The 24,538-nt window shown below is 45.4% G+C and carries 26 protein-coding genes; 4 read left to right on the top strand and 22 right to left on the bottom strand.

Going from position 1 to position 24,538, the window contains the following annotated elements; genetic code table 11:
* The 8 genes from DPF93_RS08735 to DPF93_RS08700 form a co-directional block, all read right to left on the bottom strand.
* On the bottom strand, positions 1-194 hold a 194-nt coding region (locus tag DPF93_RS08735), incomplete at its 3' end, for a helix-turn-helix domain-containing protein (protein ID WP_164675342.1).
* A gap of 105 nt (positions 195-299) precedes the next feature.
* Positions 300-905, bottom strand: coding sequence for an OmpW family outer membrane protein (locus DPF93_RS08730; protein ID WP_114765824.1), 606 nt, complete (start codon positions 903-905; stop codon positions 300-302).
* 394 nt (positions 906-1,299) lie between these two features.
* On the bottom strand, positions 1,300-2,178 hold the full coding sequence (locus tag DPF93_RS08725; RefSeq protein ID WP_114765823.1) for a DMT family transporter: 879 nt from the start codon (positions 2,176-2,178) through the stop codon (positions 1,300-1,302).
* A 180-nt stretch (positions 2,179-2,358) separates the two neighbouring features.
* A complete protein-coding gene (locus DPF93_RS08720) occupies positions 2,359-2,919 on the bottom strand; it encodes a sugar O-acetyltransferase (RefSeq protein WP_114765822.1) in 561 nt (186 codons plus the stop codon).
* A gap of 110 nt (positions 2,920-3,029) precedes the next feature.
* Positions 3,030-4,340 carry a serine--tRNA ligase gene (gene serS / locus DPF93_RS08715; RefSeq protein ID WP_075648763.1) on the bottom strand — a complete coding sequence of 437 codons (1,311 nt, stop codon included), beginning with the start codon at positions 4,338-4,340 and terminating at the stop codon, positions 3,030-3,032.
* A gap of 90 nt (positions 4,341-4,430) precedes the next feature.
* A complete protein-coding gene (locus DPF93_RS08710) occupies positions 4,431-5,780 on the bottom strand; it encodes a replication-associated recombination protein A (protein ID WP_114765821.1) in 1,350 nt (449 codons plus the stop codon).
* A gap of 3 nt (positions 5,781-5,783) precedes the next feature.
* Positions 5,784-6,380 (bottom strand): outer membrane lipoprotein periplasmic chaperone LolA, encoded by a 597-nt coding sequence (lolA, locus tag DPF93_RS08705; protein ID WP_114765820.1) that lies wholly within the window; start codon positions 6,378-6,380, stop codon positions 5,784-5,786.
* An 84-nt stretch (positions 6,381-6,464) separates the two neighbouring features.
* On the bottom strand, positions 6,465-7,079 hold the full coding sequence (locus tag DPF93_RS08700; RefSeq protein WP_114765819.1) for an SEC-C metal-binding domain-containing protein: 615 nt from the start codon (positions 7,077-7,079) through the stop codon (positions 6,465-6,467).
* A gap of 269 nt (positions 7,080-7,348) precedes the next feature.
* Here DPF93_RS08700 and DPF93_RS08695 point away from each other — a divergent pair, with 269 nt between their 5' ends.
* Positions 7,349-7,906 (top strand): prepilin-type N-terminal cleavage/methylation domain-containing protein, encoded by a 558-nt coding sequence (locus tag DPF93_RS08695; RefSeq protein ID WP_114765818.1) that lies wholly within the window; start codon positions 7,349-7,351, stop codon positions 7,904-7,906.
* Between the two features lie 75 nt (positions 7,907-7,981).
* Complete coding sequence (gene dusC, locus DPF93_RS08690; protein WP_114765817.1) at positions 7,982-8,935, top strand: tRNA dihydrouridine(16) synthase DusC; 954 nt, start codon at positions 7,982-7,984, stop codon at positions 8,933-8,935.
* A 61-nt stretch (positions 8,936-8,996) separates the two neighbouring features.
* On the opposite strand, the gene DPF93_RS08685 is transcribed toward dusC, so the two are convergent.
* From DPF93_RS08685 to cysB, 6 genes are all read right to left on the bottom strand, one after another.
* Positions 8,997-9,308, bottom strand: coding sequence for a DUF6506 family protein (locus tag DPF93_RS08685; RefSeq protein WP_114765816.1), 312 nt, complete (start codon positions 9,306-9,308; stop codon positions 8,997-8,999).
* A gap of 167 nt (positions 9,309-9,475) precedes the next feature.
* Entirely contained in the window at positions 9,476-10,270 is a 795-nt protein-coding gene (locus DPF93_RS08680) for an ABC transporter ATP-binding protein (RefSeq protein ID WP_114765815.1), read from the bottom strand.
* Positions 10,267-11,202, bottom strand: coding sequence for an ABC transporter permease (locus tag DPF93_RS08675; RefSeq protein WP_114765814.1), 936 nt, complete (start codon positions 11,200-11,202; stop codon positions 10,267-10,269). The genes DPF93_RS08680 and DPF93_RS08675 overlap by 4 nt, the downstream gene beginning before the upstream one ends.
* 60 nt (positions 11,203-11,262) lie before the next feature.
* Entirely contained in the window at positions 11,263-12,231 is a 969-nt protein-coding gene (locus DPF93_RS08670; protein WP_114765813.1) for an ABC transporter substrate-binding protein, read from the bottom strand.
* A gap of 167 nt (positions 12,232-12,398) precedes the next feature.
* On the bottom strand, positions 12,399-13,592 hold the full coding sequence (locus tag DPF93_RS08665; RefSeq protein WP_114765812.1) for a methyltransferase: 1,194 nt from the start codon (positions 13,590-13,592) through the stop codon (positions 12,399-12,401).
* A gap of 66 nt (positions 13,593-13,658) precedes the next feature.
* Positions 13,659-14,633: an HTH-type transcriptional regulator CysB gene (gene cysB / locus DPF93_RS08660; protein ID WP_114765811.1), complete on the bottom strand. Its 975-nt coding sequence runs from the start codon at positions 14,631-14,633 to the stop codon at positions 13,659-13,661.
* 349 nt (positions 14,634-14,982) lie between these two features.
* Here cysB and DPF93_RS08655 point away from each other — a divergent pair, with 349 nt between their 5' ends.
* The gene (locus tag DPF93_RS08655) at positions 14,983-15,747 is read left to right on the top strand and encodes a DNA repair protein (protein WP_114765810.1); all 765 of its coding nucleotides are present in this window, start codon (positions 14,983-14,985) and stop codon (positions 15,745-15,747) included.
* Positions 15,748-15,810: 63 nt separating this feature from the next.
* Positions 15,811-16,587, top strand: coding sequence for a tRNA isopentenyl-2-thiomethyl-A-37 hydroxylase MiaE (gene miaE, locus DPF93_RS08650; protein ID WP_114765809.1), 777 nt, complete (start codon positions 15,811-15,813; stop codon positions 16,585-16,587).
* Positions 16,588-16,654: 67 nt separating this feature from the next.
* Here the strand turns inward: miaE and pyrF are convergent, their stop codons facing one another.
* From pyrF to ppiD, 8 genes are all read right to left on the bottom strand, one after another.
* Positions 16,655-17,350, bottom strand: a complete 696-nt coding sequence (gene pyrF / locus DPF93_RS08645; protein ID WP_114765808.1) for an orotidine-5'-phosphate decarboxylase — start codon at positions 17,348-17,350, stop codon at positions 16,655-16,657.
* A gap of 83 nt (positions 17,351-17,433) precedes the next feature.
* Complete coding sequence (gene lapB, locus DPF93_RS08640; RefSeq protein WP_114765807.1) at positions 17,434-18,603, bottom strand: lipopolysaccharide assembly protein LapB; 1,170 nt, start codon at positions 18,601-18,603, stop codon at positions 17,434-17,436.
* A gap of 25 nt (positions 18,604-18,628) precedes the next feature.
* Positions 18,629-18,910 (bottom strand): LapA family protein, encoded by a 282-nt coding sequence (locus DPF93_RS08635; protein ID WP_114765806.1) that lies wholly within the window; start codon positions 18,908-18,910, stop codon positions 18,629-18,631.
* A 139-nt stretch (positions 18,911-19,049) separates the two neighbouring features.
* Positions 19,050-19,328 (bottom strand): integration host factor subunit beta, encoded by a 279-nt coding sequence (ihfB, locus tag DPF93_RS08630; protein ID WP_114765805.1) that lies wholly within the window; start codon positions 19,326-19,328, stop codon positions 19,050-19,052.
* A 202-nt stretch (positions 19,329-19,530) separates the two neighbouring features.
* Complete coding sequence (gene rpsA / locus DPF93_RS08625; protein WP_114765804.1) at positions 19,531-21,201, bottom strand: 30S ribosomal protein S1; 1,671 nt, start codon at positions 21,199-21,201, stop codon at positions 19,531-19,533.
* 108 nt (positions 21,202-21,309) lie between these two features.
* Positions 21,310-21,990, bottom strand: coding sequence for a (d)CMP kinase (cmk, locus tag DPF93_RS08620; protein ID WP_114765803.1), 681 nt, complete (start codon positions 21,988-21,990; stop codon positions 21,310-21,312).
* 168 nt (positions 21,991-22,158) lie between these two features.
* Positions 22,159-22,458: a ComEA family DNA-binding protein gene (locus DPF93_RS08615; RefSeq protein ID WP_114765802.1), complete on the bottom strand. Its 300-nt coding sequence runs from the start codon at positions 22,456-22,458 to the stop codon at positions 22,159-22,161.
* A 135-nt stretch (positions 22,459-22,593) separates the two neighbouring features.
* Entirely contained in the window at positions 22,594-24,453 is a 1,860-nt protein-coding gene (ppiD, locus tag DPF93_RS08610; protein ID WP_114765801.1) for a peptidylprolyl isomerase, read from the bottom strand.
* Positions 24,454-24,538 lie beyond the last annotated feature (85 nt).

Genomic DNA, 24,538 nt, shown 5'->3' with positions numbered 1-24,538 from the left:
TTTTGCGTCCAATCCATTTTTCCGTGCTTTCTCAGCCAAGTTAAAACAGTTGAGCGACCTTGGATACCATAAATGGCTTGTGCTTGCTTGTAGGTCATTTCGCCTTTTTCTACGGCATCAACGACCTGCAATTTAAAGCCTAGTGTGTAATCACGCTGAGTGCGCTTAATGTAGAGTTTATTTGAAGTGGTCATAATTCGTCCTCAATGTGTAAACACATTTCAGGACGGGACAGACTCTTATGACGAAAAAGCCGACATCACTGTCGGCTTTTGTTTATCCAAGCTAAGGCGATGGGATTAGAACTTATAACCACCTGAAATCATTAATACCCACGGGTCGATTTCTACATCAACATTTGTCGTACCGCCAATGGTCGCCGTAGTGTCAATATCAGCATACCAAATTGAACCACCAACAAACCAATCATCATTCAGCATATAATCCAGACCAACGTTTGCCGCCAATCCCCAAGAGTCATCTAGAGAAAGGGACGCGCCGCTATCTAGCTTTTCATCGAAAAAGAATGTGTAGTTAATACCTGCACCAACGTAAGGGCGGAAATCACTTTCAGCGGTGCCAAAATAGTACTGCAGCATAAAGGTTGGTGGCAGATGTTTCGTTTCCCCTGCTTTACCAGCACCTTGTACAGAGATATCGTGCTTAAAAGGAGAAGCGGCTAAAACTTCAAAACTAACATTATCGGTAAACATATAGCCAAAGGTTAGACCAAGCTGCGTATCTGAATCCACTTCTAGTTTGGCACCTAACTCTTCACTACTATCGTCATTAGGTACAACCGACGCTAAACCAGCGCGAACGATAAAATCGCCTTCTTTGTGAGCGAATGCTGAGGCTGAAGTCAGGAGGCTAAGAACCGCTAAACTGCATAGTGTTTTTTTCATTGTTATTTCCTTGTAGGGCTTTTTATGACAACTTGCCTTGTTTGCCCGAAGAGAAACACCACTGCCTTACTCGAACAAACTAAGCGCTAAGTTTTTATAATTGCGGTCAAGTTAACACAGCAAAACCTTACAAAATTGATGGAAATCAATAGTTCACTTTTCACTCACAACTCAAACCATACAATAAAACAGTGATCACTCATTTATGCAAAATGCATAACAGTTATGTAATGCGAACTTTATGTGCATCACGTTTAGGCGATAGAGAATAATGGCTCAAAGCGGATGCTTGAGATTGCGTCACGACAGGGCTTATTTGAACCAAAGGAATAACCACTTGGCACATAAGTATGTGCCAAATTTTACAGATGGTGTGAGATTGGTTTAGAGCAAGTTAGCCGCGACGAAACAAGGTGGCAAACTTGCCATCGGTGCGATAGAGGATCAGAGCAAATAAAATCAAACTGCAGCCAATCATCTTATTCAAAGATATCTGCTCGCCATACCAAGCAATGCTGAGGAATACCGTCCAAACGGGTTCGAGGATCATAATTAAAGCCGCATTGCCCGGTATGATCTGTTTTTGTGCCGTAGTTTGCATCACGTAGCGTAGCGCTGTTGCTAAAATCGTACTGGCCGCAAACCATCCCCAAATCGAAGGCTCCACGTGTACAGGGACCGATTCAAAAATCGCACTGGCAGTCAAACCAATAACACCCGTCACAAACAATTGAATACAGGTCAGCAGCAGGATCGGTAAGGTTTGTGAATACTTGCTATTCACATTGAAGTGCAGTGCCAACACCACTGCATTGAAAAGAAACCACAATTGACTGGTTGAACTCTGCCAACCATCTTTTAGTGACAGAAATGCCAAGCCACTTATTGCAACGGGCAATGACACCCAGAAAATACGTTTCGGTCGTTGCCCAAATAGTATCCAAGCAACAAATGGCACCATCAACATCGAAAGGCTAAGGATGAATGCCCCTTCCCCCAGCGTATCACTGATTGAAATGGCGTGAATCCAGCTCATTAACGCAGTCGCCAGCAAGCAACCGACCATTGCCGCAGCACGAATATCTCGCCAACTGGCACGCTTGAGTGCACCGAAACAAAATGGCAGCAAACATAAAGAAGCGAGTAAAAAGCGCAGCCCAACAAAACCAAACGGCGGTAAGCCTTGGATAGTTTCTTTAGAAAAGATCCAACCAAACGCCGACAAAATCGTTGCCAGAATTAATATGGTTGCCGCTTTTCGTTCTGATTTCACTATCGTTACTCTTTCTGGTTTGGATTGGGTTTGAGTTACTACTGACTTTAACCAGTCAGCAAAACTAGAGTTAGGTCACATATGAAATGATGCCAGTTTGACCAATCATGCGCGACCTAGGCGCTAGTAGGATTCTTACCTTTTGAGAAAATTAGTAACAATCGTTGACGGAACGAAAGATTAATTCGCTGCCTGTTCAAGACGTCGAATCAACTTCGCTGGCGTACCGCCATAGAGACAATCCGGCTCAACATCTTTGGTCACTACTGAGTTCGCCGCAATAACAGAACGCGCACCAATCGTCACGCCTTGGTTAATCACTACGTTGCCACCAATCCACACATCATCTTCGACCACAATTGGTTTGCAGAATGTTTCCCAGTTACGGCGACTCATATAATCCAATGAGTGCCCCGCAGTATAAAACTGCGCATTCGGGCCAATCAGCACATGATTACCAATAGTAATTGGTGCGCCATCTAAAAAAGTAGCGTTCATATTGATAAAGGTTTTTGCCCCAATTTTAATCGTTTGCCCAAACTCACAGGAGAACGGGGAACGAATAATACTGCCTTTACCATAGTGAGCAAATAGCGCTTGATAGAGAGCTTCACGGCTATCCTCAGCAGTGGCTTTGTTTAAATCCGCTAATAACAGCGCGGCGCGATCGCGAATTTGATTGATAGACTCATCACCACCATCAAATGCCAACCCCGCCACCATCTTTTCAAATTCGGTCATATTTTCTTTCCTGCGTGTAAGCGCACGCTAAATAACACAATTAACAATATCAGAACCAAGCTACAAAAAAACCGGCTCGCAAGCCGGTTTTCAAATTCATTTATCGCTGATTAGCCGCCGATGTACTCAGCACCCGCCATGTACTTCTGTAGTACGGTTGGGATACGGATACGACCGTCAGCTTCTTGGTTGTTCTCAAGAATAGCAACCATAGTACGACCAACCGCTAGACCAGAACCGTTTAGCGTGTGTACAAGTTCAGGTTTTTTCTCGCCTTTACGACGGAAACGGGCTTGCATACGACGTGCTTGGAAGTCCCACATGTTTGAACATGAAGAGATTTCACGGTAAGTTTCTTGAGCTGGTACCCACACTTCTAGATCGTAAGTTTTGTGTGAACCAAAGCCCATGTCACCAGTACATAGCACCACTTTACGGTAAGGCAGTTCTAGTAGTTGTAGAACTTTCTCAGCATGACCAGTTAGCTCTTCAAGCGCAGCCATTGAGTCTTCTGGTTTAGTGATTTGTACTAGCTCAACTTTGTCGAACTGGTGCATACGGATCAGACCACGAGTATCACGACCGTAAGAACCTGCTTCTGAACGGAAACATGGTGTGTGCGCCGTCATCTTCAATGGCAGATCTGCCTCTTCAGAGATAGTGTCACGTACGAGGTTGGTCACTGGTACTTCCGCTGTTGGGATTAGTGATAGTTTACGAGGTTCTTCGTCGTTCACTTTCTCAACTAGTGGCTCAGTGTGGAATAGGTCTTTACCAAATTTTGGTAGCTGACCAGTACCAAACAAGCTGTCTGCGTTCACTAAGTAAGGCACGTACATTTCAGTGTAGCCATGCTCTTCTGTGTGAAGATCTAGCATGAACTGAGCGATTGCACGGTGTAGACGTGCAAATTGACCTTTCATGACGATGAAGCGTGCGCCAGTGATTTTAACTGCGCTCGCAAAATCAAGACCGTCACCCATTTCGCCTAGATCTACGTGATCTTTCAGATCGAAATCGTATGACTTTGGCTCACCCCAACGAGAGATTTCTACGTTGTCGTTTTCGTCTTTACCGTCTGGCACTTCATCCGCAGGGATGTTTGGTAGAGATAGCGTGATTTCATCAAGTTTCGCCATCACTTCATCTAGTTCTACTTTCTTAGCATCTAGATCGCTACCAAGCGTACCAATTTGCTTCTTAATCTCTTCAGCACCCTCTTTATCGCCAGCTGCCATTTTTTGACCGATTTGCTTGGAGATCGAGTTACGCGTGGATTGTAAATTTTCAACTTCTACTTGAATGGACTTACGTTGTTCTTCAAGTGTACGGATTGTCTCTACGTCTAGCTTAAAGCCACGACGCGCTAGTTTAGCAGCTGTTTCATCCAGCTCTGTACGAAGTAATTTAGAATCCAGCATTGTTAATCCTATGCTTTGAGTTGTGAAATCGCGTGCTCGCATCATGCGCGCACACTAAATAATTAACCGAACAAATGTATCCAAAAATTACTAGTTTTCATAGCGCTTTTGTGGGCTATTTGCGTCTAAATTAGCCAAGTAATCTAACTTTTCGCCAATTTTGGTTTCTAAGCCCCGATTTGTTGGCTGATAATAACGCGTCCCTAACATTTCCGGTGGTAAATAGCGCTCGCCTGCCGCATACGCGCCCGGCTCATCATGAGCGTAGCGATACTCTGCTCCGTAACCCAAATCTTTCATTAAATTGGTTGGCGCATTACGCAAATGATGAGGTACTTCATATTCAGGTAAGTTATGCGCATCGGTCAGTGCTTGTTTCCAAGCGGTATACACAGCATTACTTTTTGGTGCACAAGCAAGGTAGACGATTGCCTGTGCAATCGCACGCTCGCCTTCGGCAGGTCCCACTCGCGTAAAGCAGTCCCATGCAGAAAGCGCGACTTGCATCGCGCGCGGATCGGCGTTACCAACATCTTCAGAGGCGATCGCCAACAAACGGCGAGCAATGTACAAGGGGTCACAGCCTGCAGCGATCATGCGCGCCGCCCAATACAAAGCTGCATCAGGGTTAGATCCGCGAATCGATTTATGCACCGCTGAAATTAAGTCGTACCAAATGTCGCCTTTGTTATCAAAGCGCGAAACCTTCTCGCCTGCCACTTCTGCCAATAACTGCAACGTGATTTGCTTTTCGCCCTGTGCATTGTCTTCTGCCATATCGTAAAGCAGCTCAAGATAGTTAAGCGACATGCGTGCATCACCGTTAACCAGCTCCGCTAAGCGATCGAGAACATTGTCAACAAACTGCACGGCAACCTTGCCCAAACCACGCTCTTTATCCGCTATCGCTTGTTGCAAGGTCTTTTGAATGTCCGTCGTCGCAAGTGAAGTTAACTTGTAAACGCGCGCACGTGACAACAATGCATTATTGAGCTCAAACGATGGGTTTTCTGTCGTTGCACCAATAAAGGTGACGGTGCCATCTTCGATGTGTGGCAAAAACGCATCCTGCTGAGATTTGTTAAAGCGATGCACCTCATCAACGAACAAAATGGTGCGTCGACCAGCCAATTTGTTTTCGCGCGCTCGCTCGATAGCCGCCCGGATCTCTTTCACCCCAGAGGTCACCGCAGAAACGCGTTCCACTTCAGCATTAGCATAGTTCGCAGCGACTTCTGCTAGGGTGGTTTTACCCGTGCCCGGCGGTCCCCAGAGAATCATTGAGTGAATATGACCAGCCTCTAAAGCACGACGCAGTGGTTTGCCTTCGCCAAGAATATGTTGCTGACCAATATATTGGTCTAGCGTTTGCGGACGCATTCTAGCAGCGAGGGGACGAAAATCTTCGTCCCCTGCGAAATCAAACGAGTAATTACTCACTTATTAATTCCTTTGGTCATCAACCTCAACACCTTCCGGAATGGTAAAGGTGAAGCGATTGGTGTTTGGTTTACTCAAATCAATGTTTGAGAAAGTAAATGCACTGGTTTGACCGTCTTGTTCAATCACGCTAAAGCCTTTCACTGCACCTTTGTCATTAATCTCTAACTTAAACTGACCTTGGTTGCTGTCAACTGCCGTTGGCGTTAACGTGAAGACGTCGCCTTGTTGCACCACCTGGTAGTTATCCCAATCGCTGGCACGATTGCGGGTAAGTAACACAAAAGGCGTCTGCTCGGTTGCTTGCTCTTGCCAGTAAATACTCACTTGCTCGATAAATGGGCTGTAATACCACAAGGTTTTACCATCAGAAATCAACACATTTTCATCCGGCAAAGTTGTTGACCAACGGAACAAGCTTGGACGTGCGATTTCTACTTCGCCTGCGCCTTCCATTACCACATCACCCTCTGGGCTGATCACTTGTTGGGCAAAGTCCGCACTAAAACCCTCGGTCAGTTGCAAACGCTCACTTAATTCTTGTTGTGGCGTTGCCCAAACTGGAAAACTCGCCAATAACAGTAATAGTGTTTTTTTCATATTTGGTTCCTGAATCTTTTCGACTAAGAGGTTATAACTAACAAGGCTTTACGTTATGACCGAACAAAGTCAACTTTGTTGCGATTATTTACCGCAACACTGCTTAAATTTTTTGCCGCTACCACAAGTACATGGATCATTTCTGCCCACTTCTTTGTATGGGTTAACACTTTGACCTTTATTACCTACCAAGGCAGCATCAGCTGCTTGTGCTACTTCGTTGATCATTAGATCAATTTGCTCAATCAAATCAGCCAATGCCGGTGGCGTTTCAATACCCGCTTGTTGCATTTGCGCTTGCGTTTGTTCTTCGTCGATCGCCAGCATAAATGTCGTCAACATCGCTTGCAGCATACGTAAGGTGCCATCATTGGTTTCTGTCTCTAACCACTGAGGCTCAATTGTTGGCCAAAGTGTCATAAACCCCTCGGCAAAGTCCGCCAATTTTTCAGCTTGTTGCTCGCCAGAGACTAATGCGAGTAATGAATATTCGTTACGTTTCAAAAAACTGTATTGATGGTTGATTTGTCCAACCACAGGCTTATTAAGTTGCTCTGCACTATCAGCAAATACTTGTTCCAGCCATGCCTCAGGTTGTAGTGGCTTGGTCGCCAAGTTTGCTGCAAGGGTAACGCCTTCAATAAACATCTGAGATTCTTGGCATTGTAATTCGGCTAAAGAGATAAGTTGATAATTCATGACGCAATCTTCTAAAAAATAAGGCGGCGATTATACCTCGCCAAATGTGCGGGGTCACTGACAATACTTACCAGTATAGTCATGACAAAACTAACAGCAGCTTAGTGCTTACGCCATGAATATAAGATGAACCACCAAAACAAGCTGTAAAACATATTGTCCACTAACTGGCTGATGTTTGACCAAAAATTGACTGTCTATTTTATCAATAATAGGGCAATATTTGATCGATACATTTTGTTACATTTATACCTTGCTGCTTAAATTCTATGAAAACTAATAAAAACACTGGCTTTACCTTAATTGAACTGGTGGTGGTGATTGTCATACTGGCGGTACTCGCTGTTACTGCACTACCTCGGTTTCTAAATTATCAACGTGATGCCCATGAATCACGTGCCGATGCTGCGTTTGCCAGCTTTGAAAGCGCTGTAAATCTCTATCACGCTAAATGGCTATCTGAAGGCGAACCTGCATCAAGCCAGACCGTAGATTATGGCTCTGGCGATATTTATCCTTCCGTTAATGGCTTTCCGATAACTGTGGGACAAGCACCCAGCGATCAAGACGTTCCTTTTAACGGTCAAGATTGCACCGAGCTCTGGCACGCACTAATGACAACAGATCTCACCATCAGCGATATGGATGCAAACCGACCTATAATTCCTTCCCCAACGGATATTGTCGCTTGGTATAACAGTAGTTCTCAGTGCATTTATCACTACACAACCGGTTACAGTGAAGAAGAAATGATGCCTTTAATGACTTACTCACCCATTACCGGTGAGATCACCATCAGTGAAGCGCACAATAACCCGAGTGAATAAACTGATAAGTCATAAGCCGTGACTTCCGTATACGAAATCATTAAAATCACGCCTCCCTAACTGGAGGCGTTTTTTATGCGAGTTGTTTTGGGCCCTATGGAGGGCGTTTTAGATCACCTGATGCGAGAAATTTTAACAGACATCAATGACTACGATTTGTGTGTCACTGAGTTTGTTCGCGTGGTTGATCAACGCTTACCTGAACACGTATTTAAGCGTCTTTGCCCTGAATTAGACCAAGGCTCACACACCAAATCTGGAGTGCCAGTACACGTTCAATTACTTGGACAAGATCCTCACTGGATGGCTGAAAATGCCGTAATGGCAGCCGAACTTGGTGCCAAAGGCATCGACCTTAATTTTGGCTGTCCGGCAAAGTTGGTCAACAAAAGTAAAGGTGGCGCGGCGCTATTGCAGCACCCGGAACTGATTCACCGAGTCGTTAAAGCCTGTCGTGAAGCGGTAGATAGCAGCATTCCGGTCACGGCTAAAATTCGTTTAGGTTGGGATAACCCAGAAGACTGTTTTGAAATCGTTAGTGCGATTGAATCTGCAGGTGCTAACGAGCTGACTGTTCATGCTCGCACCAAAGAAGGTGGATACAAAGCGAGTGAAATAAAGTGGGATTACATTAATCAGATCCGCCAACGCAGCAGCATTCCATTAATTGCCAACGGCGAGATTTGGAACTACCAAGACGGACAGAACTGTATGGCAACCACAGGCGTTGACTCGCTTATGGTATGTCGCGGCGCATTTAATGTGCCAAATCTTGGTAACGTGGTGAAATATAACCACAGTGTGATGCCATGGAGTGACGTGGTCGATCTGCTACTGGTCTACTCACAATATGAGATTAAAGGCGACAAAGGGCTTTACTACCCGAACCGAGTAAAACAGTGGTTCTCTTACCTTCGCCAAGAATACCCGCAAGCAGCTGAGCTATTTAGAGAAATTCGCACCTTTAATAAGGCGGCGCCAATTGTTGAACATTTGCAGCGCTACCGTGACACCTTACAAGCCGCGTAAATTATCCTTGGTATAAATTCGTAATTGTTTAGAAAGCGACGTGATAAATAAGCGTCGTTTTTTATTTGCCTTCATCTTGTACGAGCAATTCTTCCAGCTTGTGGTTTTCGCTCTCACTAAAGCAGACATAGCCAATAGGTACGTTGCTATCTAACGCCGCAATGATCTCCTGTGCACTTCGCTCGCCAAAGCCACCGCACAGCTCAATGACTTCGATACCATCGGCAATCATCTCTTTGGCAACCACCATTGCCTCATCATCACTGCTTACTCCCACCATTTTAGTGGTAAACCCTTTTGTTGCCATCGTCTGATTGGCGTTGTTTGCATCATAACCCGGCGCTTTAACAATAAAACCGTAGCGTTGCAGCATCGTATGTCCTTATATAATTACACCCAATAAAAAAGCAGCAGATCTGGTTTGCCCTTAAAAAGCAATTGAACCAAGTACTGCCGCTTTTCATCGATAAGTTCTCTTCAGCGTTAAATCATCACGTGTTAAATCACTGCACGTGAAGACAGCTGGTAAAATTACCGTAATTAGTTCAGTAACAAACTATCATCGGCAAGCTCTTCACCGCGCACTTTGGAGAACATTTCTAACAAGTCTGGCACGCCCATATTCGCGCGCTGCTCACCTGCGACGTCGAGAACAATTTCACCTTGGTGCAGCATAACGGTGCGATCGCCACACGCCAGCGCATCCTTCATCGAGTGGGTAACCATCATTACCGTCAAATCAAACTCTTTCACAATTCGCTTGGTTAAATCGATAATAAATGCCGCCATACGCGGATCTAAAGCGGCCGTATGTTCATCGAGTAGCAATAACTTACTCTCTGATAGTGTTGCCATCACCAAGCTGACCGCTTGACGTTGACCACCTGAGAGCAAACCAATGTTGTCGCCTAAACGATCTTCTAACCCTAAGCCAAGAATACTGATGCGTTCTTGAAACAGCTTACGACGATTGGTCGACAATGAGTGACTCCAGCCACGGCGCTTACCGCGCATATAGGCTAGCGCCATATTCTCCTCTATCGTCAAATCACCACAAGTACCGGCGAGCGGATCCTGAAATACACGGGCACACTGAGTAGCTCGTTGAGCGACGGTTTGCTTGGTGACATCCTGCTCGTCAATAATGACTCGCCCGCCAACCATTGGTGTTTCACCAGTCACGGCGCCAAGCAGGGTTGATTTACCTGCACCATTTGAGCCAATCACCGTCAAAAACTGATGCTCAGGCACTTCCAAACAAACACTCTTTAACGCCCGGTTCTCCAAAATCGTGCCCGGATTAAAGGTGACTTGAATATCTTCTAAACGAATCATACCGCTTCTCCTGACCCATTCGCTGGTGATTTGCTGACTTTATTAGTACTAGGCTTTTTTGCGCGGAAATGACTCCTAACTTTAGGCGCAATTAACGCCATCGCTACTAACACTGCAGTGACCAAGTTTAAATCTGATGCTTGTAAACCAAACATGCCAGTACTGAGGGCAAATGCGACCGCTAAACGATACAGGACCGAGCCGACGATAACAGCTACTACTGCCACCCAGATCTTTCTTCCCGGGATCAGTGTTTGTCCCAAAATAACCGCTGCAAGGCCAACAACAATCGTACCCACACCTGAGGTGACATCTGCAAAGCTGTTGGTCTGCGCGAATAGCGCTCCCGCAAAACCAACAAAGCCATTGGATAACGCCAAACCAAAGTAAGTATAAAATGACGTGCTGGCGCCTTGTGCCGACACCATACGTGCGTTAACCCCAGTTGCACGCAGACCCAAGCCAAAATCACTATTGAGTAAACGCACCACAAACCACGCTGAAATCAACACTAAAACACCCACCACGAGCGGACGAATCAGTACCGGGTCACCCAAAGTTTCAAATGGCGTGAGAATGGTTTCTTCACCGAGCAACGCCATATTAGGGCGTCCCATAATGCGGATATTGATAGAAAATGCAGCGATCATGGTGAGAATTGAAGCCAACAAGTGCAAAATGCCGCACTTCACTGCGAGAAAAGCCGTAACCCAGCCAGTCATCGCGCCAGCAATAATTGCCATGCCCGTTGCAACCCATGGATCAATGCCAGCCACAATCGCAGTGGCCGCTACTGCAGCGCCCATCGGAAAACTGCCATCGACACTTAGGTCAGGAAAATCAAGTACGCGAAACGTCAGGTAGACACCCAGTGCTACCAATCCGTAGACAAGTCCTATTTCAAGCGCACCGAAAAAAGCAAAAGCAGACATACAAACTCCCTTTCTGCTTAAGTAGGGCAGTTAAACTGCCCTATTAAAAACGATGGCGACTTATTTCACGCTTTTTGTCGCGCGCTCTAGAACAGATTGAGGTATCTCAATACCAAGTTTACCGGCAACCGTCGTATTGACGACCAGATCAGAGCCTTTAGCGACTTTAACATCTAGCTCACCTGGCTGTTGCCCTTCAATAATCGCAGCAACATAGTCGGCGGTTTGCACCCCAACTTGGTAGTAGTCAAAACCTAAGCTCGCAATCGCTCCTTTTTCAACGTAAGAGGTTGCGCCGCCAAGAACAGGCGTTTTCGCTTGGTTGGCTGCTACAATCATGCCTTCGATAGCACTGGCAACTGTGTTATCGGTCGGTGCATAGATGACATCTGATTTGGCTGCGATAGCTTGAGTGGCAGATTGCACGTCAGCACTCTTTAGCGCCGTCGCTTCAACAACCTCTAGACCTTGCTGCTTAGCGTGCTGTTTAAGCAGTTCAACTAAGGTTACCGCGTTGGCTTCACCTGGGTTGAATACAACACCGATTGACTTGGCGTTTGGTAGGATTTCTTTAATAAGTTCAACGTGCTGCCCGACCGGAGAAAGATCCGACAGACCAGTTACGTTCTTACCTGGTTGCTCTAGTTGGCTAACCAACTTAGCACCCACAGGGTCTGTTACGGCTGTGAACACGACTGGAATATCGCGGGTTGCAGAAACCAGCGCCTGTGCAGTTGGTGTGGCGATACCAACTAAAACGTCTGGTCGTTCACCGACATACTGACGCGCGATCTGTACTGCAATGGCAGGGTTACCTTGCGCAGTTTTGTAGTCAAATTCGAGGTTTTTTCCTTCTTCGTAACCTTTGGCTTTGAGCCCGTCAACCAATCCTTGACGAGTCGCGTCCAGTGCCGGGTGCTCAACGATTTGCGATACCGCGACCTTAGCCGTTTTTGCCATGATACTGGTGGAAGATAGTAGTGTTACACCTGCAAGAACGGCAGTTGCGATTGCTTTGCCTGCTTTCATCTTAACTCCTTGATTTAAGCAATGATGGGATGTTGTGTGTTCGCCAATCAAGTTGGCTTATTTTGTTTTATTTTTTAACTGCACACTTTTTGTGCGCATCCATCATTAATACCAATAAGTCACTAAAATGGGAAGCATGTTTTAACATCAAAGCAACAAAAAGAGACTTATATTTTCGTCGCTTGCAGCAGAATATTACGCGGGGTCACTTCTCTTGCACAAAAGTCGCGAATCGTCACACTATATCCACTCTCTTGTAGGTAGCTTGCCTTATCCAATACCAACCACATTTCCAGCCCTCGTCTAAATAGCTGCTGCACAAGCCCCAGCCTTTCCATACGCCAGAAGCGCTTAATGCCTTTTTCAAGATACAACTCAAAGTCACAACTAGGCAGTTCAATGGCTTTTTGCTCGCTCGCCCAGTGGCAAAACGCAGTAAAGCCATCGCCCAACTGTGACTTTTTAATACTTGGGATGGGGATATAACTATCTTGAACGCCTTGCTCGCGCAGCATGATGTCAAACGCCAAACGAAAGCTCATTTCTTGCAAACGATGACGCTTGACGCGCTCGCCACCTGTCACCAATTCTTGCAATGGAATACGCAGCTCGGCTTTTGTTAGATGTAACTTAGATTTTTTGCCGACATGCGACATACCTTGATAGTGGGTGCTATTAATTAGGTGGTAGCAACACGGTGACACAGTCAATGCTGGCAGTTGCTGCTCAACCGCGTGTTTAAGCAGTGTGACGTGTAAATCACCACACGCATGCAATGCAACGGCATGCTGCTTAGGGTTAAACACGAGCTTTGCCTCAGGGCTAAATGCGTCACCTTGGATAAAGTGCATCGCCAGCCCTTGCTTATCCGCTTCCGTCTGGCCCGCATCACATAGGCTTTGCTGGAACTCGAAGCTTGTGACTTTTTGCCCGCTTTGGCTCGCAAGGATGCGCCCAAGAAAACCTTTACCGGAGCACCACTCTAACCACTCTTCACCGGCATTAAGTTGCAAAGCCGATTCGCCCATTGCCACTATCTGTTCAAGCTTACGCCCCGGCACCCCAGAATCGATACCACGTTCAAGCGTCAGCCCGCCAAGGGAGACCGTATCCAGCGCTAATAGCTGCTGAAAATCTTTAAGGTCAGTAAAAAACGCTAAGCAGTCTTGTACCAAGGCAGCAAAGTCACTTTGATAGTGCTCAATTTGCTGGTCTGACAGTTGCTCTAGCCAAGCGCAAAGCGCAGGGTTTAAGCCTTGCCATGGCAGCTGCTCATTTTGGGAGGCAAAAAAGGGTTCAAAGCGCCAATACGCTTGATGATGAAGTAGATATGAATCGATGGTTTGAAAAAGAGTATGCATACTTCCCTCTAAGCGGCGCCTTTGCAAGCGCCAATTCTAGAGGGAAGTGACCGTTTTGAGTAGTAATTATCGCACTGGCAGTTCGATGTCTTTAAACATCTCTTCAATCTCAGCGTTTGATTTGAGCGACAATGCTTGCTCAACGACAGGACGAGTTAGGTGCGGAGCAAAACGTTCCATAAAATCGAACATGTAAGAGCGTAAGAAGGTGCCACGACGGAAACCAATGCTCGTGGTGCTAGCACCGAAGATATGGCTGGCATCGATCGCAACCAAATCATCATCTTGGTCCTTATCAATCGCCATGCTCGCGATCACCCCTACGCCCATGCCCATGCGCACATAGGTTTTGATCACATCAGCATCCGTTGCGGTGAACACCACTCTAGGCGTCAAACCGACCTTATTGAAGGCAGTATCCAATTCCGAGCGACCGGTAAAGCCAAATACGTAAGTCACCAATGGATAGGTAGCAAGGTCTTCAATCGTGATCTGGGCTTTTTGCGCCAGGGCGTGGTCTTTTGGCACGACGATGGAGCGGTTCCAATGGTAACAAGGCAGCATAATTGCATCTTGGTATAGATGCAGCGCTTCGGTGGCAATAGCAAAGTTGGCAGTACCTTTTGCAATCGCTTCTGACATTTGACTCGGAGTGCCTTGGTGCATATGCAATGACACTTTCGGATAACGAGTAGTAAAGCCTTTGATAACTTCCGGCAAAGCGTAACGCGCTTGGGTGTGAGTCGTGGAGATATTTAATGTCCCCATCTCAGGGTGTGTATGCTCACCAGCGACCGCTTTGATACTCTCGACACGCGCGAGGATCTCTTGCGAAATACGAATGATATCTTCACCAGCGGAGGTCACTTGCGTTAAATGTTTGCCGCTTCGCTCAAAGATCTGAATTCCTAATTCATCTTCCAACAGACGAACCTGCTTACTGATCCCCGGTTGCGAAGTATACAAACTCTCAGCCGTCGCTGAGACATTCAAGTTGTGGTTAACGACTTCAACAATATACTTCAGTTGCTGTAACTTCATTTTGCCCTCGTAATCCCTTATCGATATGCTGGCGAATATAACTAAGCCCTTCACTAACCTTCAATTAGGTAAGGCTCAGACATATAGGTTATAAGATTTAGTTATAACGTCTCTTTTAGTAAAATGGTAGTTAAATTGGCAATTTAACCGCAACAGTTGCTGCAATTTGACGCACCAAAGATGAATTTTGCAATCGAAAGCTCAGTTTCTCGTTAGAAATTGTTTTTTCCGTGTTAATAAAACATTCAACACGCAATAATATCGACGGATGGGAATATTTGCTGCCGCAGCCCCCAAGAATCGTGTATCCTTAGCTGCTAGCCGTAATAAACATAAGATAACGGAATTTATGAATATTGGTTTAATCATTGCTCTTGTCGCGATTTTGTTGGTGTTAGTCCTTGGCTACAACATCATCTTGCAATACAACGCGAAAATTGCCACAGCAAAGAAGCAAGAAAGCGCCCGATACATCGCCATTATTGATGCCACAGAAGAACTTATTGGTCATGCGCACCATATGCCATACAGTAAGAACCTGTTGTTGTGTCTAAATAACCGTATTCTTGATGCCGTACAGAATATGTACGAGCTTGATCCAAAGAATAAACAGCTTGAGCAGCGCGTTGAACACGTCAAGCAACAGATCGAAAACTTAAACGAAAACTTTCAAAGCGGTGAAAGCGCAGCGTTTAAAGTACCGAGTAATGATAAGCAAGCCATTGTGATGCTAAAGTTGGTGAAACGTCTGCGTGACACCATCCGCAATGAACACAATAAAGGTCGTTTTGATACTGAAGCATACGTTGTTGAAAATGCTCGCCTTGAAGCTATCCAAGTGCGCATCAACATTGAAAATGTAATCAAGCGCTCGAACGATGCGATTGTGCGTGGTCAACCGGGCACTGCTATTCAATTGCTACGTAAAGGTCTCGAGGTGCTGAGCACCAAGAACGATCCTTACTCTGTACAAGCAAAAGAAAAGCTACAAACTATGTATGATGATCTTGAGAAACGTCGTCAAACACAAAATGCCACCGAGCAACAGCAAATCATGGACAAACAGCGCGAAGAAGATATGGATGCGCTCTTTGGTGAAAAGAAAAAGTGGTAATATACTACTGTTATTCCTTTTAAAAGGTCGCAGCTGCGACCTTTTTTGTTAGTAAGTAAAGTCATGCAGCAACTAGAACAATATCAAGAATTACTCGCGCCCATTCATCAATTTCTGCAATGCCCTACCCCAACACAATGGGTCGACGAAGCCCGTAAACCTGAAAATCTAAAAACGGTACTGATCGATCATCTACTATGTGAACTGAAAGCAGGTCAATCAGCGATGTATCTGATCCGTAAATACGCGGTCGATAAAAGCAGTGCACACAGCTTACTCGATTGGTTTAAGCCATACGAAGATTTCGCCTATCGCGGCAAAGGTTCACTTGAAACCCTCAAGGGCAAGAGCAACATTTCAAAAGCGATCATGGCAAAATCTGACTCACCATATAGCCAAGATCTGATTGATAAAATGGTCTTGCTGATCAAAGAAGAGCTTCATCACTTCTATCAAGTATTAGAAATCATGGATGAACGAGGCATCGACTATGAGCCAATTCCAGCAAGCCGCTACGCGAAGGGGCTGCTCTCGAATATGGCGACCCATGAGCCACAAACTTTAATCGACAAATTGATCATTGGTGCCTATATCGAAGCGCGCTCGTGTGAACGTTTCGCCAAATTGGCACCTTATATGGACGAGGATATCGCTAAGTTTTATGTCTCTTTATTGCGCTCAGAAGCACGCCACTATCAAGATTATCTGGTGCTGGCAGAAGAGATTGCCGGTAAAGATATCTCAGAGCGCGTAGCGATGTTCGGTCGCGTAGAAGCAGAGCTTATTTCCTCGGCAGATAGCGATTTTAAATTCCATAGCGGCATTCCTGCCTTAGCTTAGAGCTCTGCTTTATCCAAAAGTAAAAAGGTCAGTAAATACTGACCTTTTCGTTTTTAAAGCTTAGCCATTATACAAGCGTTGCGTTAATCGCTGCCAATACCGCAGCAGGGTCTGCCGCTTGGGTAATTGGACGACCAATAACTAGGTAATCAGAACCTGCTTGGATTGCCTCTACTGGTGTCATGATGCGCTTCTGATCACCTTGGTCAGCACCCGCAGGGCGAATTCCTGGCGTGATCAACTTGAACTCTTGGCCCAATTCAGCTTTTAACATTGAAGATTCGTGTGCAGAACATACCACACCATCAAGACCCGCATTTTTAGTTAGGTTTGCTAAGCGAATAACTTGGTCTTTTGGTGCCATATCCAAGCCGATACCCGCTAGATCTGGCTGTTCCATGCTGGTTAGCACGGTTACACCAATCAGTAGTGGTCGGTCTTTACCGTAAGGCTCGAGAATTTCACGTGATGCAGCCATCATGCGCTCGCCACCGCTGGCATGTACATTGACCATCCAAACACCCATTTCTGCCGCGGCGCGTACCGCTTTAGAGCAAGTATTTGGAATATCGTGGAATTTTAGGTCAAGGAATACAGAAAAACCACGTTGATGAAGCTCTTTGACGAAATCAGGACCAAACAGCGTGAACATTTCTTTGCCTACTTTAAGACGGCACGACGCAGGGTCAATACGGTCTACAAAAGCTAATGCATCTGCTTTGTTGTCATAATCCAGTGCTACGATGACTTTTTGGTCGATCATCTCATCTCCTAATTAACTTATATTTATCAACTTTGTTTTGCTTAAAAAAATGCAGCTAATAAATTAGCTGCATTATAAATAGTCTATTCACCGTCCAAACCACGGATCGGCTTGATCGTGCCCCACCCTTTACATGAAGGGCAGTGCCAATACATTGAATGTGTTGAGAAGCCACACTTACGGCAACGATAATGCGGTTTCACTTTTAGTTGTTCACCAACCAGCTTCTGCAGCGTCGCCAAACTCTCTTTCGCACGCCCCTCTTCCGCATTCATCAAATGGTAATCCATCAAGCGGAAAAAGCCCTTCATAGTCGGGTTTTTCACCAACTGACGCGTCAATAGCTCTTGCGCGGCAGCCGAGCCATCATGTTGAGCCACAAGCTGAGCAAGCATCAGCTCGGCAGATACGCCCGCTTTACTTGCGATACATTGGCGTAGGAAGTCGAGTAACTCATCTTCTTGCCCTAGATGGTGATAGCAATCAGCTAAGGTCGGCAAAACTTCACTGACAAAGTCAGAGTCTTGCTCAAGAACCATCGTCATGTATTTAATTGTATGGAGGTAATCTTCGCTCTCAAGATACAGCTTACCTAACGCGATACTGGCGCGGACACATTTTGGGTCTTCACTTAGCGCGCGTTTAAAGTGCGCGATAGCTTGCTTACGATCACCATCAGCTTGATCTTGCATCGCCATTTCACAATAGAAATGCGCAATACTAACACGCATGCGTTTACGTCCCAGTTTAAATAGCTGAGAGGCGTAATAAATGGCTTTTTGCCATTCGCGAGTTTGCTGATAAATCGAAACTAACTGCTGCAGTGCCGCTTCACGGTGATCGGGTTCTTCAACCAGCTGTTCAAAAATTTTCTCAGCGCGATCTAAAAAGCCAGATGCCATGTAGTCTTTGGCTAATTGCTGCAAAGCAATATTTTTCTGATCAATGGTGAGACCAGAACGGGAAATGAGGTTTTGGTGGATACGAATCGCGCGATCAACTTCACCACGGGATCGAAACAGGTTACCCAATGCTAGGTGTGTATCAATAGTGTCATTATCAACTTGAAGCAGCTCAATAAAGTGATCGACCGCTTTATCAGACTGGTCTGAAAGCAGCAAGTTAAGACCCGTCACATATTGGCGGGAGATCTGGTTTGAGTGCTTCTGCTTGTCTTGCTGAGCGCTGCGATTACCCATATACCAGCCATAAGCTGCGGCGATCGGCAATAACAAGAAGAGTATTTCTAGCATTGAGGAAAAAGCCTACTTAACTCGATTATGCTTTACTTTGTTCGACCTCAGTCGAGGTAACGGGTGTGAGTTTTTTAAGCTGCTTATTCAGCTTGCGAACTTGCAGCTGAGATTTTAAGTGAAGGCTACCAAAAATAATCCATGCGATAGCAAAACCAGTCACAAACACTACACCGAGCAGAGTTGATAAATGGAAGTCACCTTGAGCTAACAAGTAATTAAACGTCACAACTGCTTGATTTTGCGAGCCTAAAGCCAACGCAATAAGAAACAAAGCTAATACGATAACGATTTTTATAATTTTCATAGTCCATTACCCATCTTAAAATCGACAGCTAAGATTATGCAGTAAAACCCAGTAACACTCCATGGTTATCTTTGCATAAACTAAAAAAGGCGAAGCACCGAAAGCACTCCGCCTTTTTATTAACCAGTTCAGCCTGAGCCTATAGGTTTACGCGTTCACGTAGCTCTTTACCTGGTTTGAAATGAGGTACATATTTGCCCTCTAATTCCACTTTTTCACCCGTTTTTGGGTTGCGACCTACACGTGGCTCACGGTAATGAAGCGAGAAACTGCCAAAGCCACGGATCTCAATACGTTCGCCTTTCTCAAGTGTTGATGCCATGTGCTCAAGAATGTCTTTTACCGCATCTTCGACTTCTTTCGCTGAAAGATGAGTTTGCTCAGCGCAAAGTCTTTCAATCAATTCAGACTTAGTCATAGTTTCCCTCGTAGAGTAATTTATTACTTATTATAGTAACTAATACCAATTCCAACAAACACTTGCTAGTAATTCTAGACAAAATTTACCCAAGATGTACAGCAAGGATTCGCTTTCTTTCTAACCAGTTGCAGAAATTGGTATTAGACCACACAAATAAAAAAGGAGCCTTTCGGCTCCTTTTTGCTATAAGGGAATTAAATTATTCGCCTTTAGCTGCTTTGAAAGCGTCTGCCATAGCGTTACCGAATGCAGCGTCATCTTGCTTGTTGATAGATGCCATTGCTTCTTGCTCTTCAGCTTCGTCTTTAGCTTTGATAGATAGGTTGATTACGCGGTTCTTACGGTCAACACCAGTAAATTTCGCTTCAACGCTGTCACCAACGCTTAGGATTAGAGTAGCGTCTTCTACGCGGTCACGTGCAACTTCAGATGCACGGATGTAGCCTTCAACGCCTTCTTCTAGCTCAACAGTTGCGCCTTTAGCGTCTACTGCAGTTACAGTACCGTTAACTAGAACGCCTTTCTTCTTCTCTGCAACGTAAGCATTGAATGGGTCATTTTCCATTTGCTTAACGCCTAGAGAGATGCGCTCACGCTCTGCGTCTACTGCTAGAACAACTGCAGAGATCTCGTCGCCTTTCTTGTACTCACGTACAGCTTCTTCGCCAGCAACATTCCAAGAAATGTCAGATAGGTGAACTAGACCGTCGATGCCGCCTTCTAGACCGATGAAGATACCGAAGTCAGTGATTGACTTGATCTTACCAGTAACTTTGTCGCCTTTAGCTTGCGCTTCAGCGAAAGACTGCCAAGGGTTAGCTTTACACTGTTTTAGACCTAGAGAGATACGACGACGTTCTTCGTCGATCTCAAGAACCATAACCTCAACTTCGTCGCCAACATTAACAACTTTAGATGGGTGGATGTTCTTGTTAGTCCAATCCATTTCAGAAACGTGAACTAGACCTTCAACGCCTTCTTCGATTTCAACGAAGCAGCCGTAATCAGTTAGGTTAGTTACACGACCAGAAAGCTTGTGACCTTCTGGGTAACGCTTAGCGATTGCTACCCATGGATCTTCGCCTAGTTGCTTAAGACCTAGTGATACGCGAGTACGCTCACGATCGAACTTAAGAACTTTAACTAGGATTTCGTCACCTACGTTAACGATTTCTGATGGGTGCTTAACGCGTTTCCATGCCATATCAGTGATATGTAGAAGACCGTCAACACCACCTAGATCAACGAATGCACCGTAGTCAGTAAGGTTCTTAACGATACCTTTAACTTCTGCGCCTTCTTGTAGGTTTTCTAGTAGCTCATCACGCTCTACGCTGTTTTCAGATTCGATAACTGCGCGACGAGAAACAACTACGTTGTTACGCTTCTGGTCAAGCTTGATAACTTTGAACTCAAGTTCTTTGTTTTCTAGGTGAGCTGTATCACGGATAGGACGTACGTCTACTAGTGAACCTGGTAGGAACGCACGGATACCGTTAAGTTCAACAGTGAAACCGCCTTTAACTTTACCGTTGATGATACCAACAACAGTTTCAGCTTCTTCGTAAGCTTTCTCAAGAACGATCCAAGCTTCGTGACGCTTCGCTTTCTCACGAGAAAGTTGAGTTTCACCGAAACCGTCTTCTACTGCGTCTAGAGCAACATCAACTTCAGAACCAACTTCAACTTCAAGTTCGCCAGCAGCGTTCTTGAATTGTTCAGCAGGGATTGCAGACTCAGACTTAAGACCAGCGTCAACAAGAACGTAACCGTTCTCGATAGCTACTACAGTACCTTTAACGATAGTACCTTGTTGGAATTCAGTCTCGTTTAGAAACTCTTCAAAGAGTTGAGCAAAAGATTCAGTCATTTATTTAATCTTCAATAAATTAAACGTCCACGGGTATCCTACCTCATGGGGTTATTAAATTCGCCAGTCATCATCCTTGCGACCAACGCTCTGAGCCGACCCCGTAAATTACGCAGTCAGTTTAGATTCAATATATTGTAGTGCTTTTTCGACTACTTCGTCGATAGACATCGACGTTGAGTCAAGCAACAGCGCATCCTCTGCAGGGCGTAGTGGCGCCACTGGGCGATTACGATCTCGGTCGTCTCGCTCTTGGATCTCGCTCAAAAGGTCAGCAAATTTAACATCTAACCCTTTATCTTGCAACTGTTTAAGGCGTCGCTCGGCACGTTCTTCTGCACTTGCATCAAGGAAGATTTTCACTTCAGCTTGTGGGAAGACAACCGTACCCATATCACGACCATCAGCAACTAGACCAGTGCCATCGGCAAACGCGCGTTGGCGACGCAATAAAGCTTCACGCACACGTGGCAACGCTGCCACTTTAGATGCAGCCATTCCAGTCTGCTCTTTACGCAACTCGCCTGAAACGTCTTCGCCTTCAAGGATCACTTTAACTAAGTCACCTTCAGCAATAAACTGCACATCAAGATGGGTTGCTAGTGCGACTAGGGAATCTTCGTTTTCAAGATCAACACCGTGGTGAATCGCAGCTAATGCGAGTACACGGTAGATTGCACCTGAATCGAGTAAGTGAAAGCCCAGCTTGTTAGCCAATTGCATACAAAGCGTGCCTTTACCCGCACCACTTGGTCCATCGACGGTAATAACCGGTGTGTGAGAGGACATGAAATACTCCAAGTTGCTTATCGTCAGTGCAAATTGCCCTGACTTTTTCGGCGTGAAATTATAGAGCTAAATGCGACAAGGTTCTAGGGAAGTTTTCGATTTAATCGTTATCTTGATGAGGTCGTAAAGCGACTCAAGAGATCATGCCCGATCCCTTGAGTACAAACACTAAAGTTGGATTCGGTCGATATTCTTTTCGATTGTCGAGCTGCCGATTCCTTTGACGTTACTCAGCTCCTCAACGTTTTTAAACAATCCATTTTGCTGACGATAGTCAACAATCGCTTGGGCTTTCTTCAAGCCAACGCCTTTGAGCAGATCTGCAATTTCTTCTGCCGATGCTTGATTCACATTCACCACAATCTCTATACCCGCATATTTGGGGTTTTCTTGGCTTTTCTCTTGCGCAAATGTTGCAAAAGAAAAGAGTGAAATCAGGGCTGCGATTAAAAGTGATTTAATTTTCATTGCCATTCCTTATTTTACTTAACGATTGCTTTACCATAAGCACTCGCGCCAGCATTACGAATCGCAACGATAAAAAACGAAACGGGCTACTTTCGTAGCCCGCTTTGATAGGAATGTTACTTACATTAGTAGCGCTTATTGCGTCACAGCGAAGTACTCAATATCCGTTGTCTTACGAAGAATGCTAATCACACCTTCTAGGTTCTGCTGAGCATTCATCTGAACCAATTGGTTAGCAATTTGCTCGTTGTACATCGTGTTGAATACATCTGAAACCGCATCCAACTCAACTACAACAACGTCACCATTAAATGATTTCGACTGAGCGTAGCCTACTTTACCTTCTGCAGGTTTTGGCATTGCGAATACAACTTGCGCTAGCGGAGAGCTGCGATCGATCGTTTGCACGTCACCGAAAGCAAGACCATTTTCTGCCAATACGTTCGCATTGCCCGCTTTAAGCTCAGTCACAACCTTAGTTGCTAGCTCAATTGCGTTTTGTTCGCCTTTCACTCGAGATAGCTGCGCAATCACTTGTTCACGCACTTCTGCTAGTGGCAGTACTGTTTCATCACGCATATCTTCTACGCGTACAACAATCACGTGCTCAGGTGCAACTTCGATAACTTCTGAGTTCAAACCGTCTTCGCGAACTTCTGGGCTGAGAATCGCTTGCATCACAGCCGGTGTTTTCAGCAGTTCTGGCGCGTCAGCTTGAGAGATAAAGTCAGTTGTTACGATTTTCGCGTTAACCGCTTCTGCTGCGTCATCCAATGAGTCTGGGTATTCAAACGCAACGCGCTCAAGTTCACTTTGCAGCTCGTAGAACTCGTCTACCGCTTTTTGGTCGCGAAGCTCTTGTTTGATTGTTTCTGCAACTTCCGCATAAGGCTTAGCCACTGAATCTTTTAGTTCATCCAGTTTGATGATGTGGTAACCAAAATCAGATTTCACTAGCCCGGTTACATCACCTGCATTTTGCAGTGCAAACGCTGCTTCTTCAAAAGCAGGGTCCATCACACCACGTTCAATCCAACCTAGTGAACCACCTTCTTCAGCGCTGCCGATATCTTCAGATTTTTCTTCCGCTAGCGTAGCAAAGTCAGCACCAGCATTTAGCTCATCAAGGATAGCTTGTGCTTTCGCTTCATCATCACCCTGAACTAGGATGTGGCTCACTTTACGTTGCTCTTCAGATGAGTATTTGTCTAAGTGCTCTTGGTAGTATTGTTTTGCTTGCTCGTCGCTGATTGCAATTGAGTTTTTCAATGCTTCTGCAGAAAGTTCGATATACGATACTTTAGCTTGTTCTGGACGGGTGTAACGCTCTGGGTTTTGCTCGTAGTATTGCTGAATTTCTTCATCAGTCAGCTCTACTTTCTCAGCAAAATCCGCTAGCGCTAGATTGATCGTCTTCACTTCGCGAGTCTGCATGATCAGCTTGCTTTGTGCCGATACTTCGCCAGGAAGAGAGAAATCACTTGCTTGAACGGCGGTTAGCAGTTGGTTACGCACTAGATCACGACGTAAGTACTCAGCAAAACTTTCAGGGCTGTATCCAGCGCGGCGTAGTGCTGATTGATACACGTCTGAGCTGAACTTACCATCCACTTGAAATTGTGGCATCGCTAGCAGTAACTCACGTACTTGTGCATCACTTACGCGTAAACCTAGAGTTTGTGCGTGTTGCTCAAGTAGCGCATCGTTAATCATACGGTCTAGTACCGATTGGCGGAAAGACGCAACATAGCTTGGGTCAGCTAGTAGGTTAGAGAAATAATCGCCAAGCTGAGCTTGCATGCGATTGCGTTCGTTTTGGTATGCCTGTTCGAACTCACCACGACTGATTTCGACATTACCTACTTTCGCTGCAACGTTGTTACTGCCGCCAACAATGTAGCTACCTACACCAGCGAATACGAAAGATAGAATAATCAGGCCTAGGATAATTTTAACCGCGATGCTATTCACGCCTTCGCGCAATCGATCCATCATACTATTGTTACTCTCCGCGTATGACCCGCACTTACCTCGATGTGAGGCAAAGCGATGTTCATTATTAATTTAAAATTCAGTAGCG

The organism is Vibrio rhodolitus (genome assembly GCF_003350325.1).
Classification (GTDB): domain Bacteria; phylum Pseudomonadota; class Gammaproteobacteria; order Enterobacterales; family Vibrionaceae; genus Vibrio; species Vibrio rhodolitus.
The sequence above is the reverse complement of the archived record's forward strand: the minus strand, read 5'-3'. Positions and strand labels throughout refer to the sequence as shown.

Excerpts from the sequence above, each read along its gene's own strand:
- DPF93_RS08730 (WP_114765824.1), bottom strand. The coding sequence starts at position 905 with ATGAAAAAAACACTATGCAGTTTAGCGGTTCTTAGCCTCCTGACTTCA.
- DPF93_RS08720 (WP_114765822.1), bottom strand. The coding sequence starts at position 2,919 with ATGACCGAATTTGAAAAGATGGTGGCGGGGTTGGCATTTGATGGTGGT.
- serS (WP_075648763.1), bottom strand. The coding sequence starts at position 4,340 with ATGCTGGATTCTAAATTACTTCGTACAGAGCTGGATGAAACAGCTGCT.
- lolA (WP_114765820.1), bottom strand. The coding sequence starts at position 6,380 with ATGAAAAAAACACTATTACTGTTATTGGCGAGTTTTCCAGTTTGGGCA.
- DPF93_RS08700 (WP_114765819.1), bottom strand. The coding sequence starts at position 7,079 with ATGAATTATCAACTTATCTCTTTAGCCGAATTACAATGCCAAGAATCT.
- DPF93_RS08695 (WP_114765818.1), top strand. The coding sequence starts at position 7,349 with ATGAAAACTAATAAAAACACTGGCTTTACCTTAATTGAACTGGTGGTG.
- dusC (WP_114765817.1), top strand. The coding sequence starts at position 7,982 with ATGCGAGTTGTTTTGGGCCCTATGGAGGGCGTTTTAGATCACCTGATG.
- DPF93_RS08685 (WP_114765816.1), bottom strand. The coding sequence starts at position 9,308 with ATGCTGCAACGCTACGGTTTTATTGTTAAAGCGCCGGGTTATGATGCA.
- DPF93_RS08680 (WP_114765815.1), bottom strand. The coding sequence starts at position 10,270 with ATGATTCGTTTAGAAGATATTCAAGTCACCTTTAATCCGGGCACGATT.
- DPF93_RS08675 (WP_114765814.1), bottom strand. The coding sequence starts at position 11,202 with ATGTCTGCTTTTGCTTTTTTCGGTGCGCTTGAAATAGGACTTGTCTAC.
- DPF93_RS08670 (WP_114765813.1), bottom strand. The coding sequence starts at position 12,231 with ATGAAAGCAGGCAAAGCAATCGCAACTGCCGTTCTTGCAGGTGTAACA.
- DPF93_RS08665 (WP_114765812.1), bottom strand. The coding sequence starts at position 13,592 with ATGCATACTCTTTTTCAAACCATCGATTCATATCTACTTCATCATCAA.
- cysB (WP_114765811.1), bottom strand. The coding sequence starts at position 14,633 with ATGAAGTTACAGCAACTGAAGTATATTGTTGAAGTCGTTAACCACAAC.
- DPF93_RS08655 (WP_114765810.1), top strand. The coding sequence starts at position 14,983 with ATGAATATTGGTTTAATCATTGCTCTTGTCGCGATTTTGTTGGTGTTA.
- miaE (WP_114765809.1), top strand. The coding sequence starts at position 15,811 with ATGCAGCAACTAGAACAATATCAAGAATTACTCGCGCCCATTCATCAA.
- pyrF (WP_114765808.1), bottom strand. The coding sequence starts at position 17,350 with ATGATCGACCAAAAAGTCATCGTAGCACTGGATTATGACAACAAAGCA.
- lapB (WP_114765807.1), bottom strand. The coding sequence starts at position 18,603 with ATGCTAGAAATACTCTTCTTGTTATTGCCGATCGCCGCAGCTTATGGC.
- DPF93_RS08635 (WP_114765806.1), bottom strand. The coding sequence starts at position 18,910 with ATGAAAATTATAAAAATCGTTATCGTATTAGCTTTGTTTCTTATTGCG.
- ihfB (WP_114765805.1), bottom strand. The coding sequence starts at position 19,328 with ATGACTAAGTCTGAATTGATTGAAAGACTTTGCGCTGAGCAAACTCAT.
- rpsA (WP_114765804.1), bottom strand. The coding sequence starts at position 21,201 with ATGACTGAATCTTTTGCTCAACTCTTTGAAGAGTTTCTAAACGAGACT.
- cmk (WP_114765803.1), bottom strand. The coding sequence starts at position 21,990 with ATGTCCTCTCACACACCGGTTATTACCGTCGATGGACCAAGTGGTGCG.
- DPF93_RS08615 (WP_114765802.1), bottom strand. The coding sequence starts at position 22,458 with ATGAAAATTAAATCACTTTTAATCGCAGCCCTGATTTCACTCTTTTCT.
- ppiD (WP_114765801.1), bottom strand. The coding sequence starts at position 24,453 with ATGATGGATCGATTGCGCGAAGGCGTGAATAGCATCGCGGTTAAAATT.